The following is a 14,700-nucleotide window of genomic DNA, read 5'->3' as shown; positions in this document are numbered from 1 at the left end:
GGGCCCAGCGTGTCGCGGCCCGTCTCCCCTCGCGCGTCAGTCGGTCGGCCGCTGCCGCATCCGCTTGACGTCGGTGCGACGCTGCTTCGCCTTCAGGCGGCGCTCCTTCGACCCGCGGGTGGGCTTCGTCGCGCGACGCGGCGGCGCCGGCGGCCGCACCGCATCAGCCACGAGGGCGGCGAGGCGGGCGCGCGCGGCGTCGCGGTTGCGCAGCTGGGCGCGCTCCATCGACGCCGCGATCGTGATCACCCCGTCGACCAGGCGGTTGCCGAGCCGTTCGAGGACGCGCTCGCGCTGCACCGTGGACAGAACGGCGGATGCCGCGGCATCCCACATCAGCTCCACCCGGGAGTCCGCCGTGTTCACGCCCTGACCGCCCGGACCCGACGAGCGCGAGAACCGCCACGACAGCTCGGCCGCCGGGATGGTGAGTCCCGCGGTCACGCGCACGTCCATGTCGGCCATGCCTCCATCTTGCGTCCGCCGGTCCCGCCGTGCGATCCGTGGCGCCGGGACACGACGCAGGAGTTCCGACTCCGGGCCGCCGGCGCCGACCCGGACCGCGGCACCAGCTCGACGGAACTCCTGCGTCGTGTCGCCCGCGTGACCCTGCTTGCGACACGGAAGCGGGCATCGCGCTGACGGCGGCGCACGGCGGGGGCTCGGGCTCGCGACCGTCAGCACTCCGTATGCGTCCGTCAGCGAGCCGTAGGGAAAGCGTTAGGGCCCGCGGATGCCGCGGCGCGGCGGAGTTGTATCGACACACGTGCCGCCCCGCGGCGCCCGCGGTGCTGCCGCGGTTCTGCATCCGATCCTGGAGTCGTCGTGCTCGATGCCGTCTTCCTCGCCGCGACCGTCGCGCTGTTCGCGCTGGTCGCCCTCGTCGCCAAGGGGGTCGAGAAGCTGGGTCCCGAAGCCCGCCCCTCGTCCGCCCGCACCCCCGGCCCGTCCGCTCCCGCGGCATGCCGGAACGGGGGCGACCGGCCGTGATCTTCTTCTCGATCCTCGCCGCGGTCCTCGCGGTCGCCGCCGTGGTGTATCTCGTGGTCGCCCTCGTCCGTCCCGAGACGTTCTGACCCATGGATGCCGGAACCCTCTGGTCGATCGTCCTGACCAGCCTCACCCTCATCGTCGCCCTGGGCCTGGCCTACCGCCCCCTCGGTGACTACATCGCCCGCATCTACACCGGCGAGCGCGACCTCGCCGTCGAGCGCGGGCTCTACCGCCTGATCGGCGTCGACGCGCGCAGCGCGCAGACGTGGCAGGCCTACCTGCGCTCCGTCCTGCTGTTCTCGGTCGTCGGCGTGGTCTTCGTCTACGCGCTGATGCGCCTGCAGCCGGTGCTGCCGTTCGCGCTGGGGCTCGAGGCCCCGAGCGAAGCACTGTCGTTCAACACCGCCGTCTCGTTCGTCACCAACACCAACTGGCAGTCGTACGCGGGCGAGTCCACCCTGGGCTACACGGTGCAGTTCGCCGCGCTCACGGTGCAGAACTTCGTCAGCGCCGCGGTCGGCATCGCCGTCGCCGTGGCCCTCGTCCGCGGGTTCGCGTACCGCCGCAGCGGCGTGATCGGCAACTTCTGGGTCGATCTCGTGCGCGGCACCTTCCGCCTGATGCTGCCGTTCGCGGCCGTCGCGGCCGTCGTGCTGCTCGCGGGCGGCGTCGTGCAGAACCTCACCGGATTCACGGATGCCACGACCCTCACGGGTGCGGCCCAGTCGATCCCGGGCGGGCCGGTGGCATCCCAGGAGGCGATCAAGCTGCTCGGCACCAACGGCGGCGGCTTCTTCAACGTCAACTCCGCGCACCCGTTCGAGAACCCGACCCCGTGGACGAACCTCTTCGAGATCTTCCTCATGCTGGTGATCCCGTTCTCGCTCCCCCGCGCCTTCGGCCGCATGGTCGGCGACGACCGCCAGGGCTACACGATCCTCGGCGTGATGGCGGCGATCTTCGTGGCATCCACCGCTCTGCTCACGTGGGCCGAGACGGTCGGCGCGGGAACCGCGCCGGGGCTGGCCGGCGCGGCGATGGAGGGCAAGGAGGTGCGCTTCGGCATCTTCGGCTCGACGCTGTTCGGCTCGACGAGCACGCTCACCTCGACCGGCGCCGTCAACTCGATGCACGACAGCTACACGGCATTGGGCGGCATGATGCCGATGATCAACATGATGCTCGGCGAGGTCGCCCCCGGCGGGGTCGGCTCGGGCCTGTACGGCATGCTGATCCTCGCCGTGATCGCCGTGTTCGTCGGCGGACTGCTGATCGGCCGCACGCCCGAGTACCTCGGCAAGAAGATCGGGCCGCGCGAGATCAAGCTCGCGAGCCTCTACATCCTCGTCACGCCCACCCTGGTGCTCGCCGGCACCGCGCTGAGCTTCGGCATCCCCGCGATCCGCTCCGACGTCGAGTCGACGTCGATCTGGAACCCCGGCGTGCACGGACTCAGCGAGGTGCTCTACGCCTTCACCTCGGCGGCGAACAACAACGGCTCCGCGTTCGCGGGCCTCACCGCCAACACCCCGTGGTTCAACACCGCGCTCGGGGTGGCGATGCTGCTCGGCCGGTTCCTGCCGATCGTGTTCGTGCTGGCCCTGGCCGGTGCCCTCGCAGCCCAGGATGCCGTGCCCGCGACCGTCGGGACGCTGCCGACGCACCGCCCGCAGTTCGCGGGCCTGCTCGCCGGTGTCGCCGTGATCGTCACCGCCCTGACCTACTTCCCCGTCCTCACTCTCGGACCCCTCGCTGAAGGACTGACCCGCTGATGTCCACACTCACCTCCTCCTCGCCGGTCCCTGAGCCCGTCGAAGGGTCGACCCCTGAGCCCGTCGCAGGGTCCGACGCCCCCGCCCCGCGCCGGGCGTTCAGCGCCGCGCAGATCGTGGCCGCCCTCCCGGGCGCCGCGAAGAAGCTCAACCCCGCCGCCCAGTGGCGCAACCCCGTGATGTTCCTCGTGTGGGTGGGCGCGGCGCTGACCACGCTCATCGCGATCGCCGAGCCGTTCCTCGGGGACGCTTCGACGGGCTCAGCGTCCGACCAGCAGCTGCCGTTCGGGTTCACCTGGGGCATCGCCGTCTGGCTGTGGCTCACGGTGTTCTTCGCGAACATCGCCGAGTCGGTCGCCGAGGGCCGTGGCAAAGCGCAGGCCGCGACCCTGCGCAAGACCCGCACGACCACGTCGGCCCGCCGTGTCGTGTCGTACGACGACGCGGCCGACCCCGCGGCATCCGGAGCCTCCACCGAGGACGTGCCCTCGGGCGACCTCCGCGTCGGCGACATCGTGCTGGTGGAGACCGGGGAGCTCATCCCCGGCGACGGCGACATCGTCCACGGCATAGCGACCGTCGACGAATCGGCGATCACGGGCGAGTCCGCCCCGGTCGTGCGCGAGTCGGGCGGCGACCGCAGCGCGGTGACCGGCGGCACCCGCGTGCTGAGCGACCGGATCGTCGTGAGAATCACGTCGAAGCCCGGCGAGACGTTCGTCGACCGCATGATCGCCCTGGTCGAGGGCGCATCTCGCCAGCGAACGCCCAATGAGATCGCGCTGAACATCCTGCTCGCGAGCCTGTCGATCGTGTTCGTCGTGGTCGTGCTCGTGCTGAACCCGATCGCGTCATACGCCGCGACGCCGGTGTCGATCCCCGTGCTCGTCGCGCTGCTCGTGTGCCTCATCCCCACGACCATCGGGGCACTGCTGAGCGCGATCGGCATCGCCGGCATGGACCGTCTCGTGCAGCGCAACGTCCTGGCCATGTCGGGCCGCGCCGTCGAGGCCGCGGGCGACGTCACGACCCTGCTGCTCGACAAGACCGGAACGATCACCTACGGCAACCGCCGCGCGTCGGCATTCGTGCCTCTCGACGGGGTCGGTGGGCCGATGCTCGCCGAGTTCGCCTCGCTGTCGTCGCAGGCCGACCCCACGCCCGAGGGCGTGTCGGTGGTCGAACTGGCGGCCGCGCAGGGCATCGTCGCCGAGATGCCCCGCGGGGCCGAGCCGGTTCCGTTCACGGCGCAGACGCGCATGTCGGGGCTCGACCTCGTCGACGGCACGCAGGTGCGAAAGGGCGCCGCGTCGGCCGTGGTGGCGTGGCTCGCGGCATCTGGTTCCCCCGTCCCCGAGGCGCTGCGGGCGCAGCTGCAGAGCGCGACGGATGCCATCTCGCAGTCGGGCGGCACGCCCCTGGTCGTCGCGACCTGGACTCCGGCGGGACGCCCGGTGGCTTCGACGAGCTCAGCCACCTCCCCTGCAACCGAGGTCCCTGAGCCTGGCACCCCGCAACGCCCCGTGGCTTCGACGAGCTCAGCCACCTCCCCTGCAACCGAGGTCCCTGAGCCTGTCGAAGGGACCGGCACCCCGCAGCTCCCGGTGGCTTCGACGAGCTCAGCCACCTCCGCCGGCGTCGGCCGCGTGCTCGGCGTCATCCACCTCAAGGACGTCGTCAAGGACGGGCTGCGCGAGCGTTTCGGCGAGCTGCGGGCCATGGGCATCCGCACCGTGATGATCACGGGCGACAACCCGCTCACCGCCAAGGCGATCGCCGCCGAGGCCGGAGTCGACGACTTCCTCGCCGAGGCCACCCCCGAAGACAAGCTCGCCCTCATCCAGCGCGAGCAGGAGGGCGGCAACCTGGTCGCGATGACCGGCGACGGCACCAACGACGCCCCCGCTCTGGCGCAGGCCGACGTGGGCGTGGCGATGAACACGGGCACCTCGGCCGCGAAGGAGGCCGGCAACATGGTCGACCTCGATTCCGACCCGACCAAGCTCATCGACATCGTGCGCATCGGCAAGCAGCTGCTCATCACGCGCGGCGCGCTGACGACGTTCTCGCTCGCCAACGACATCGCGAAGTACTTCGCGATCATCCCGGCGATGTTCATGGGCGTCTTCCCCGGACTCGCCGTGCTGAACGTCATGGGCCTGCACTCGCCAGCATCCGCCGTCACCAGCGCGATCATCTTCAACGCGATCGTGATCATCGTGCTGATCCCGCTCGCCCTCCGCGGCGTGAAGTACCGCGCGGCGAGCGCGTCGAGCATCCTCAGCCGCAACCTGCTCGTCTACGGACTCGGCGGCGTCCTCGTCCCCTTTATCGGCATCAAGCTCATCGACCTCGTCGTGGGCCTCTTCCCCGGTTTCTGAAAGGCCCCTCATGCGCACCACCCTGCGTACCGCCGGCGTCGCCGTCCGCGCGATGCTCGTCTTCACCGCCCTGCTCGGCGTCGGTTACATGCTCATCATCACCGCCGTCGGACAGGTCGCCCTCCCCTTCCCGGCCAACGGCTCGCTCGTGCGCTCCGCCGACGGGCAGGTCGCGGGCTCGCAGCTGATCGGTCAGTCCTTCACGGATGCCGACGGCGCGGCGCTGCCGGAGTACTTCCAGTCGCGGCCGTCCGCCGCCGGCGACGGCTACGACTCCGCCGCCTCGAGCGGATCGAACCTCGGCCCCGAGAACGACGACCTCATCTCGTCGATCGAGGAGCGTCAGGCCGAGTCCCGCGAGCTCGACGGCTCCGGTTCGATCCCCGCCGACGCCGTCACCGCCTCGGGTTCGGGCCTCGACCCCGACATCTCGGTCGCCAACGCCGAGCGCCAGGCGGCGCGGGTCGCCGAGGCCCGCGGCATCCCGGTCTCCGACCTCGAGGCGCTCGTGCAGCAGCACGTGCAGTCCCGCGACCTGGGCTTCCTGGGCGAGGCCCGCGTGAACGTGCTCGAGCTCAATCGCGCGCTCGACGCGCTCTGACGACGAGAATCAGGGACATGCGTCTGTCACCCGCCGCCGTCGCGCCTCTCGCGCGGCGGCGGCGCCAAGCGCCCGGAGCGGCCGCCGCGCGCAGAGCGGTCGCTGAGCCTGTCGAAGCGCCCGCGGAGGCACCGGTCTCTTCGACGGGCTCAGGGACCTGGGTTCCGACCGAGCCAACTGCCCACCAGGTGGCGGAGCCCGTCGAAGCCACCGGGACCCCAGCCACGCCGGTCCCTTCGACAGGCTCAGGGACCTGGGTTCCTACCGAGCCACCTGCCCACCAGGTGGCTGAGCCCGTCGAAACCACCGGGACCCCACCCACGCCGGCCCCTTCCACAGGCTCCGGGACCTGGGTTCCGATCGAGCCCACTGCCCACCAGATGGCGGAGCCCGTCGAAGCCACCGGGACCCCACCCACGCCGGTCCCTCCGACAGGCTCAGGGACCTCACGCCGCGCGGGGTCAGCCTCGCGGGTGGGAGGCGCATCGTGAAGCGCGGGCGGCTGCGCGTGCTGCTGGGCATGGCCCCCGGTGTCGGCAAGACGTACGAGATGCTCGAGGAGGGCCGCCGGCTCCGCGACGAGGGACGCGACGTCGTGATCGCCGTCGTCGAGACGCACGGACGCGCCGCCACCGCCGCCCAGGCCGAGGGGCTCGAGGTCGTCGCCCGGCGAACCGTCGCCCATCGCGGGGTCGCGCTGGAGGAGATGGACCTGGATGCCGTGCTCTCGCGCGGACCGCAGATCGCCCTGGTCGATGAGCTCGCGCACACCAATGCGCCCGGCTCGCGCAACGACAAGCGCTGGGTCGACGTCGAGGAGCTGCTCGCGGCGGGCGTCGATGTCATCACGACCGTCAACGTGCAGCACATCGCCTCCCTCAATGACGTCGTCGAGAAGATCACGGGCGTCGTGCAACGCGAGACGGTCCCGGATGCCGTGGTGCGCGCGGCGGATCAGATCGAGGTCGTCGACCTCGCACCCCAGTCGCTGCGCGACCGCCTGGCCGCGGGCTCCGTGTACCCCGCCGAGCGCATCGACGCGGCCCTGTCGAACTACTTCCGTCTCGGCAACCTCACGGCGCTGCGCGAACTCGCGCTGCTGTGGCTCGCCGACGAAGTCGACTCCGCCCTCCAGCGCTACCGCTCGGAGCACGGCATCGAGGGGTCGTGGCAGGCGCGCGAGCGCGTGGTCGTGGCCCTCACCGGCGGACCGGAGGGCGAGACGCTGCTACGCCGCGGCGCGCGCATCGCCGCGCGGTCGGCGGGCGGCGAGCTGCTCGCCGTGCACGTGTCGACGCAGGACGGCCTGCGCGCGAGCGCCCCCGGGGCCCTCGCCGAGCAGCGCGCGCTCGTCGAGACGCTCGGCGGCACGTACCACCAGGTGGTCGGCGACGACCCCGCCACCGCGCTCGTCGACTTCGCCCGGTCGGTCAACGCCTCGCAGCTCGTCATCGGCGTGAGCCGCCGCGGTCGGGTGGCGGCCGCCCTCACCGGTCCCGGCATCGGCGCGACCGTCATCCGTCTCTCCGGCGACATCGACGTGCACATCGTCAACCACGCGCGCGCCGGCGGTCGGTTCGCCCTCCCCCGCCTCACCGGTCCCGCGCTCAGCGCGAAGCGTCGCATCCTGGGCTTCGTCACCGCGCTCGTGGGCGGACCGCTCATCTCCCTGCTCCTGCTGTCGACCGGCAGCGACGACTCCGTCGCCGCCGACGTGCTCGTCTATCAGTTGCTCGTCGTGATCGTGGCGCTGATCGGCGGGATCTGGCCCGCGGTGTTCGCGGCCGTGCTGTCGGGTGTCACGTTGAACTTCCTGTTCATCGAGCCGCTCTACACCGTGACCATCAGCAATCCGGCCAACGCGATCGCCCTCGCGCTCTACGTGATCATCGCGACACTCGTGAGCGTCGTCGTGGATCAGGCCGCCCGTCGCGCCCGCGCGGCCCGCCGTGCCGCCGCCGAGGCGGAGCTGCTCGCCACCGTGGCCGGCAGCGTCCTGCGCGGCGAGAGCGCCGTGCCGGCTCTGGTGAGCCGTGCCCGCGAGGCGTTCGGGCTCGCGGGCGTGCGGCTCGTGGCGTCCGATGGGTCGACGCTGGCCACCGACGGCGAACCCGTCCGCGACGGCCGCTCGACCATCGTGCCCGTCGGCAACGACCGCGCGCGCCTCGAGCTCCACGGCAGCGACCTGGATGCCGGCGAGAGGCGCCTGCTCGACGTCGTCGTCGCACAGCTCGCCGCCGCCCTCGAGCGCACCGACCTGGCCGAGACCGCCGCCGAGGCCGGCGCCCTCGCCGAGACCGACCAGGTGCGCAGCGCCCTTCTCTCGGCCGTCAGCCACGACCTGCGCCGCCCGCTCGCCGCCGCCGTCGCCGCCCTCGGGGGCCTGCGCGCCGCGGGCGACAACCTCTCGGCCGACGACCGCCGCGAGCTGCTCGAGACCGCCGACGAGAGCCTCGCGACCCTGTCGGTGCTCGTGACCGACCTGCTCGACGTCAGTCGCGTGCAGGCCGGCGTGCTCGCGGTGTCGCTCACGGCGGTGGATGCCGCCGGGGTCGTGCTCACCGCGCTCGACGAGCTCGACCTGGGCCCGGATGCCGTGGAGCTCGCCCTCGATCCCGATCTCCCCGCCCTGCGCGCCGACCCGGTGCTGCTGCAGCGCGTGCTCGTGAACGTGCTGACCAACGCCGAGCGCTACACGCCCGAGGGTCGACGCGTGCGCATCGCGACGAGCCGCCTCGGCGGCACCGCCGAGATCCGCGTGATCGACCACGGCCCGGGCATCGCCGCCGAACGCCGCGAGGACATGTTCTCGCCGTTCCAGCGTCTCGGCGACACCGACAATACCGCCGGCCTCGGGCTCGGTCTCGCCCTGTCGCGCGGGTTCGCCGAGGGGATGGGCGGAACCCTCACGCCCGAAGACACCCCCGGCGGCGGCCTCACGATGGTGATCGCGCTGCCGGTCTCCGACGACGGCCCCGCCGACGACCCGTACACCGGCGTCGCCGAGCCCGCGCCCATGCCCCCGGCGTCCGCGCGGCCGTTCTCCACGCCCGCGCCGCGGCCCACGGCATCCGGAACCCGAGAGGACGCCCCGTGAAGGTCCTGATCGCCGACGACGACCCCCAGCTCGTCCGTGCCCTGCGCATCACCCTTGCCGCCCACGGCTACGACGTGGTCGCCGCCGCCGACGGCGCCGCCGCGATCACCCTCGCGGCCCAGGCGCACCCCGACATCGTGCTGCTCGACCTGGGGATGCCGCACCTCGACGGTGTGCAGGTGATCCAGGCCCTGCGCGGCTGGACGACCGCGCCGATCATCGTCGTCTCGGGACGCACGGGCTCGGCCGACAAGGTCGAGGCCCTCGACGCCGGCGCCGACGACTACGTCACCAAGCCGTTCCAGATCGACGAGCTGCTCGCGCGGCTGCGGGTGCACGCCCGCCGGTCGGTCCCCTCCGGCGGCGAGTCGGTCGTGCGCTTCGGCGACGTCGAGGTCGACCTCGCCGCCAAGGCCGTGCTGCGGGAGGGGACCCGTGTGCACCTCACCCCGACCGAGTGGCGGATGCTGGAGTTCCTCGCCCGCAACCCCGGGTCGCTCGTGACGCGCCAGACGCTGCTCAAGGAGATCTGGGCGAGCGAGCAGGTCGCCGACAGCGGGTACCTGCGGCTGTACATGTCGCAGCTGCGCAAGAAGCTCGAGGCCGACCCCTCGGCGCCGGTGCACCTGCTGACGGAGCAGGGGATGGGGTACCGGTTGGTCGTGTGACCAGGGTTTCCCGCCGCCGGCTACCGGCGCTCAGGCGACGTTCGACGGCTCCCGCACCCAGTTCGCGGCGCCGTCGGCTGCCGACGACGACGTGTCCTCGACGATGCGCAGGCGCTCCGTGATGCCGAGGTCGCGGAGAAAGGACGATGACGCGGCCTGGTCGTCGATGAGGGCGCGCACCCGCGGCATGAAGGCCTCCTGCGAGGCGAAGACGCCGCCCCCCAGGACCACCGTGTCGACGTCGTAGGCCTGCACCACGATGCGCAGGCCCAGCGCGAGCGCCGCGCAGAACGCGTCGACGGCTGTCGCGCTGGACGCCTCCCCCGCTGCGGCGTCGGCGAAGAGCTGGGGGACGCTGCGTCCTCCCGCAGCGCGGGCGAGGGCACTCCCGGACGCCGAGAGCTCCAGGCATCCGATGAGCCCGCATCCGCATCGGCTCCCCCGCGGGTCGAAGGGGAGGTGACCGATCTCCCCGGCCGCGCCCCGGTGCCCGCGCAGGGCGGCGCCGTCGAGCACCACGCCCACTCCGAAGCCCGTTCCGAGGTTGATCAGTGCGAGCGAGGACTCTCCGAGAGCGTGCGCGAGACCCTGCGCGGCCAGGGTGACGTCGTTGTCGACCCGCACGGGGACGCCCAGCGCGGCCTGCGCGGCGTCGGCGAGCGAGAAGCCGTCGAGGCCGATGTTGACGGCGCGACCCACGAAGCCGCGAACGGGGTCCACCGCCCCCGGCACACCGACACCCGCCGCGCGCAGCGGTGCGGTGGTGCCGGCGACCCGCCGCGCGTCGGCGACCGCCCCGACGACCGATGCGACGACCCCCGCCCCGCCGGGTCGGGTGGGCCGACGCGCGCGCCCGAGCACCTCGCCCCTCTCACCCATGATCACCGCGGCGGTCTTGGTCCCCCCGACGTCGACGCCGGCGTAGACACCCCGCCCGGATCCTCGGTTTGTCACGGGCCGCTCCTCACGCCACTTGTTCAAGCATTGTTATCCATATCATTCTGTGTCATTATCATGCCACCCTTGGAAGGACGAAGATGCCCCCTCTCACCTCCCGACCTCTCCGTTCTGGCCGCTCGACCCGGACCGTCGTCGGGGTCGCCCTCGCCGCAGCGAGCCTCGTGGCTGTGATCGTCGGCGTCGGTGCCGGCAGTGCGGCGTCCGGCGCGGGCCCTCGGATCGACGACATGCAGCTGTCCGACGCCGAGCTCGCGCTCGGCACCGTCCGCGCCGAGCGCACCGGTGCCGACACCACCGACCCGAACGCCGGTCTCGACGCGCTCCGCGACGACCTGGCCCTCTTCACCGTCGCACGATCGGTCGGCGCGAGCGACGTCACCCGGCCCGATGACATCCTCGGCGTCCTCGACGAGGTGAACGCCCAACGCGAATCGAGCGCGACCGCCGGCGAAGTGCTGTACGGGCCGGTGACCTACGAAGCCGCGTCGTTCTACGGCAAATCGCTGACCGACATCCGCCAGGCAACGCTCGCGCGGCTGGAGTCGGGCGCGGCCGGGGTCGACGTGACCGACGCCGAGGTCCGCGACCGCTTCGACGCCGATCCCGCGCAGTGGGCCGACGCCGCCACGAGCTATCACCTCACCCGCGTCGAGGTTCCCACCGCCGCAGACGGCGGCCCGGACGCCGCCGTCTCCGAGGCGATCCGCGACGGAGACGCCGCGCGGACGTTCGGTGCGTCCGCGGGCGAGGCGGTGACCGTGACCGCCGAAGAACTGGCGGCGGCGGCGCTGAGCCCCGACGCCACCGCCGCCCTCGTCGCAGCCCCCGACGGAGCCCTCCTCGGCCCGTTCGCCGAACGCGGCGGCTGGGTCGCCTACCGCCTCGACGGGCGATCGGTCGACACCGAGGCCGCGTACGCGCACTACGCGACCCGCATCCGCTCGGTGCTGGTCGACGAACACCTCGACGCCCTCATCGCCGACGCCCGGTCCGCCCAGGTCGTCGCCACCCCCTGACCCGCTCCACCCGCACCACCCCTACCCCGAAGGAGAAGTCCCGTGACACACGCACGACGACGGAGCCACTGGTTCCGTTACGCCGTCGCCACCGCCGCCGCCTCAGCCCTGATCTGGGGCGCCGTCGTCCCCGCGGCCAGCGCCGCCGGGCGAGACGACGCAGCCACCTGGGCCGGCAATGTCGCCAACCCCTACGGCGGCACCGACTATTTCGTCGACGCCAGCACCGGCGTCGACACCGCGGCGGGCACCGCCCGCGATCGGCCGTGGAAGAGCCTCGCCCGGGTCAACTCGACCACCTTCCAGCCGGGCGACCGCATCCTGCTCAAGGGCGGCGAAACGTGGGCCGACCAGCAGCTCTGGCCCAAGGGCTCGGGCACGGCGGCGAAGCCGATCGTCATCGACGCCTACGGTGACCAGGCGGCGGGACTGCCCTACATCCGCACGAACGGCAAGGTCACATCCCCGTTCTCGTCGAACGGCCTGAAGAACCCCGACACGGTGGGCCTGACGGGCGCGGTGAACCTGCGCAACCAGGAGTACGTGCACATCGCCAACCTCGAGTTGTCCAATGACGACGACTTCGCCACCAACATCACGAGCGGTAGCTTCGTTCGCGACGGCGTCTCGGTGTCGATCAACGCCGACAAGCTGGCCCCCGGTGCAGACACCGTGATGGACGGCATCCGCATCTCCAACCTCGACGTGCACAACATCGACGGCCCCAGCAGCTGGCAGCGCATCCACTACGGCGGCGTCAACTTCCAGGTCTTCGGATCGCAGCAGTGGACCGCGTACGGCAAGGGCGGCTACCACTTCCAGGACATCCGGATCGAGAACAACACCTTCACCGACGTGGAGCTGCACGCGGTGCAGTTCGCCTTCAACTGGTTCGGCGACGCCCAGGGCACGACGGATTCGACGGGCAAGTTCCACGAGGGATGGGAGCAGCTGTGGGTCCGCGACCAGGACCTCTACAGCCGTGACGTCTACATCGGCCACAACTACGCCGAGAGCATCGGTCAGGGCCCGTACCAGTTCGCCGACACGCAGCGCCTGCTGGCGGAGTACAACGAGGCCAACGGCTGGCTCCAGCGCTACAACCAGGTCTCGGCCGGTCTGTACCTGTGGGCCGGTGCCGACTCGACCATGCGCTTCAACGAGATCTACGGCGGCCCGGCCAACGAGTACGACGCCACCCCGTGGGACCTCGAATTCACGAACTTCAACGTCACGTACGAGTACAACTACTCGCACGACAACCAGGGCGGCTGGATGTCGTACATGGGCAACAGCAGCAACTCCATCGCGCGGTACAACCTGTCGGTGAACGACAACGGCGTGATCTGGAAGAACATGCTGTCGACGAATTACTCGCCGACCTACGTCTCGAACAACGTCTTCGTCTACGACGGCAGCAAACTGCACCAGTTCCACGACGAGGTGCTCAAGAGCCGCGTCTACTTCTTCAACAACGTCTTCTACAACACCTCGACGACGCCGACCACCTGGTACCGCAAGGACGGCGCGCTCGACCTGGGCGTGTTCTCCCACAACGCCTACTTCGAGACCGGGGGCGTCGCGTCGCCGCAGCAGCCGAAGGATGACGCCGCTATCACCGCCGACCCGCAGTTCACGGGCAAGGTGGCCGACTACGCGCGCAATGCCGGAGTGGAGAACATCCGCCAGTCGGCCGGGCTCTTCACGCTGAAGGACACCTCGCCCCTCATCGACAAGGGCCGCTACAACGAGCGCATCGGCACGACGGACTTCTTCGGGAACCCCAACTACCGAGGGTCGGCGCCCGACATCGGCCTGTTCGAAGCCGCTCGCGGTGCCGTCGTGACCGCGCCGGTCGACACCGACCCGATCGAGAACGTGGGCGTCGACACGCGCACGAACCTCGCGCTCGGAAAGACCGCGGTAGCCAGCTCCACCCACCCGCACAACAACTTCTCGCTCAAGGCGGCCAACCTCGTCGACGGCGATGCGAGCACGCGGTGGGCAGCGGCGGACAACGCCACGTACCCCCTCACGATCGACATCGACTTCGGCGCACCGACACGCTTCGACGAGGTCGACCTGGCGGAGTACACCGACTCCGGCACGGACGCGCGCATCGCGGGCTTCTCGCTGCAGCGGTGGGACGCGACGACCGGCTCGTGGGTGACGTTCACGTCCGGCGACGGCGTGGGCACCAGCAAGGTCGTCCGCTTCGACGCGCAGACCAGCAGCAAGCTGCGCCTGTCGATCGCGGGCATCAAGGCCGGCCAGATCTACGCACCGACCATGCGCGAGATCAAGGTGTTCAACAACGGCACGGTGCAGACCAACCCGGTGGTGACGCCCACCGCCGGCTTCTACGACCGCAACGCCTCGCAGGCGTCGTCCGCGCGCAACACCGTGTCGTACCGGGTCGACCTCGGCGGAGACACCGTCCGCTCGCTCGGCTACGTCACGACGTCCGGCGCCCTCGTGGGCAGCTTGGATGCCGCGGACTACACCGTCTCCGACGACGCCGGGACGAAGGTGTACACGCTCACGCCGGCGTTCTTCGCCGACAAGGAACTGGGCACCTCCGGCATCGTGTTCGACTTCACCTCGAACAAGACCACGCGCGTAACGATCGAGATCGGCGACACCACCGCTCTCGAGAAGTCCCTGGCCGCAGCGGCCGCCGTCGCGCCGGGCACCTCCGCCGCGCACGTCGCCCTGCAGACGCAGAAGCAGGCGGCTCAGAGCGTCCTCGACGCCGCGAACCGCACCCGCGCCGGATCGGGCAACGACACCGTGACGCAGACGGCCATCGCGAACGCGACGACCGCCCTGAACGCGGCGATCGCGGCCGTGAACCCCCTCTCGGTGGAGGCGACGGCATCCACCCGGAAGCTCGCGGGCAAGGCGTACGTCACGGTCACCGCCGTGAACCGTTCGACCGTGCCGGTGCGCATCGTCGTCACCACCGCGTACGGCAACAAGTCGTTCGCCACGGTGCAGCCGGGGGCGAAGGTCAGCGTGTCGATCAACTCGACCAAGTCCGCGATCCCCGCGGGCGCGGCGACCGTGACCGCCTCCGCGACCGTGGACGGCACGAAGGTCAGCACGAGCGTCCAGGCGTCCTACGGGGCCCAGAACTGAGAGAGCGGGCGGGGGCCGGCGACGCCCCCGCCCGCTGCTCCGGACGGGCACCCGAGCCCGTCCGACACCCGAGA

The 14,700-nt window shown here is 71.3% G+C and carries 11 protein-coding genes; 9 read left to right on the top strand and 2 right to left on the bottom strand.

Annotated features, from left to right (window positions below; genetic code table 11):
- Positions 1-36: 36 nt before the first annotated feature.
- Positions 37-456 carry an alternative ribosome rescue aminoacyl-tRNA hydrolase ArfB gene (gene arfB, locus ACTJJP_RS15475; protein WP_440775916.1) on the bottom strand — a complete coding sequence of 140 codons (420 nt, stop codon included), beginning with the start codon at positions 454-456 and terminating at the stop codon, positions 37-39.
- 369 nt (positions 457-825) lie between these two features.
- Here arfB and ACTJJP_RS15470 point away from each other — a divergent pair, with 369 nt between their 5' ends.
- The 7 genes from ACTJJP_RS15470 to ACTJJP_RS15440 all read left to right on the top strand — a co-directional run bounded on the left by ACTJJP_RS15470 (position 826) and on the right by ACTJJP_RS15440 (position 9,512).
- A complete protein-coding gene (locus tag ACTJJP_RS15470) occupies positions 826-990 on the top strand; it encodes a hypothetical protein (RefSeq protein WP_440775872.1) in 165 nt (54 codons plus the stop codon).
- A complete protein-coding gene (gene kdpF / locus ACTJJP_RS15465) occupies positions 987-1,076 on the top strand; it encodes a K(+)-transporting ATPase subunit F (RefSeq protein WP_440775871.1) in 90 nt (29 codons plus the stop codon). Before ACTJJP_RS15470 ends, kdpF begins: the two co-directional genes overlap by 4 nt.
- 3 nt (positions 1,077-1,079) lie before the next feature.
- Positions 1,080-2,765 (top strand): potassium-transporting ATPase subunit KdpA, encoded by a 1,686-nt coding sequence (gene kdpA, locus ACTJJP_RS15460; protein ID WP_440775870.1) that lies wholly within the window; start codon positions 1,080-1,082, stop codon positions 2,763-2,765.
- Complete coding sequence (gene kdpB / locus ACTJJP_RS15455; RefSeq protein ID WP_440775869.1) at positions 2,765-5,146, top strand: potassium-transporting ATPase subunit KdpB; 2,382 nt, start codon at positions 2,765-2,767, stop codon at positions 5,144-5,146. Before kdpA ends, kdpB begins: the two co-directional genes overlap by 1 nt.
- 10 nt (positions 5,147-5,156) lie before the next feature.
- Positions 5,157-5,747, top strand: coding sequence for a K(+)-transporting ATPase subunit C (gene kdpC, locus ACTJJP_RS15450; protein ID WP_440775868.1), 591 nt, complete (start codon positions 5,157-5,159; stop codon positions 5,745-5,747).
- A gap of 487 nt (positions 5,748-6,234) precedes the next feature.
- Entirely contained in the window at positions 6,235-8,844 is a 2,610-nt protein-coding gene (locus ACTJJP_RS15445; RefSeq protein ID WP_440775867.1) for a DUF4118 domain-containing protein, read from the top strand.
- A complete protein-coding gene (locus tag ACTJJP_RS15440; protein ID WP_440775866.1) occupies positions 8,841-9,512 on the top strand; it encodes a response regulator in 672 nt (223 codons plus the stop codon). The genes ACTJJP_RS15445 and ACTJJP_RS15440 overlap by 4 nt, the downstream gene beginning before the upstream one ends.
- A 30-nt stretch (positions 9,513-9,542) precedes the next feature.
- Here ACTJJP_RS15440 and ACTJJP_RS15435 read toward each other — a convergent pair whose 3' ends face one another.
- A complete protein-coding gene (locus ACTJJP_RS15435; RefSeq protein ID WP_440775865.1) occupies positions 9,543-10,466 on the bottom strand; it encodes an ROK family protein in 924 nt (307 codons plus the stop codon).
- 83 nt (positions 10,467-10,549) lie between these two features.
- Between ACTJJP_RS15435 and ACTJJP_RS15430 the strand changes: the two genes are divergently transcribed.
- On the top strand, positions 10,550-11,488 hold the full coding sequence (locus ACTJJP_RS15430) for a peptidyl-prolyl cis-trans isomerase (protein WP_440775864.1): 939 nt from the start codon (positions 10,550-10,552) through the stop codon (positions 11,486-11,488).
- Between the two features lie 42 nt (positions 11,489-11,530).
- Positions 11,531-14,626 carry a discoidin domain-containing protein gene (locus ACTJJP_RS15425; protein ID WP_440775863.1) on the top strand — a complete coding sequence of 1,032 codons (3,096 nt, stop codon included), beginning with the start codon at positions 11,531-11,533 and terminating at the stop codon, positions 14,624-14,626.
- Positions 14,627-14,700: the final 74 nt, after the last annotated feature.

Origin of the sequence: Microbacterium sp. 22296, from assembly GCF_052045385.1 — a bacterium.
GTDB lineage: Bacteria > Actinomycetota > Actinomycetes > Actinomycetales > Microbacteriaceae > Microbacterium.
The sequence above is the reverse complement of the archived record's forward strand: the minus strand, read 5'-3'. Positions and strand labels throughout refer to the sequence as shown.

What these genes read in the sequence shown, in the direction of transcription:
- arfB (WP_440775916.1), bottom strand. Translation starts at nt 456, where the DNA reads ATGGACGTGCGCGTGACCGCGGGACTCACCATCCCGGCGGCCGAGCTG.
- kdpA (WP_440775870.1), top strand. Translation starts at nt 1,080, where the DNA reads ATGGATGCCGGAACCCTCTGGTCGATCGTCCTGACCAGCCTCACCCTC.
- kdpB (WP_440775869.1), top strand. Translation starts at nt 2,765, where the DNA reads ATGTCCACACTCACCTCCTCCTCGCCGGTCCCTGAGCCCGTCGAAGGG.
- kdpC (WP_440775868.1), top strand. Translation starts at nt 5,157, where the DNA reads ATGCGCACCACCCTGCGTACCGCCGGCGTCGCCGTCCGCGCGATGCTC.
- ACTJJP_RS15430 (WP_440775864.1), top strand. Translation starts at nt 10,550, where the DNA reads ATGCCCCCTCTCACCTCCCGACCTCTCCGTTCTGGCCGCTCGACCCGG.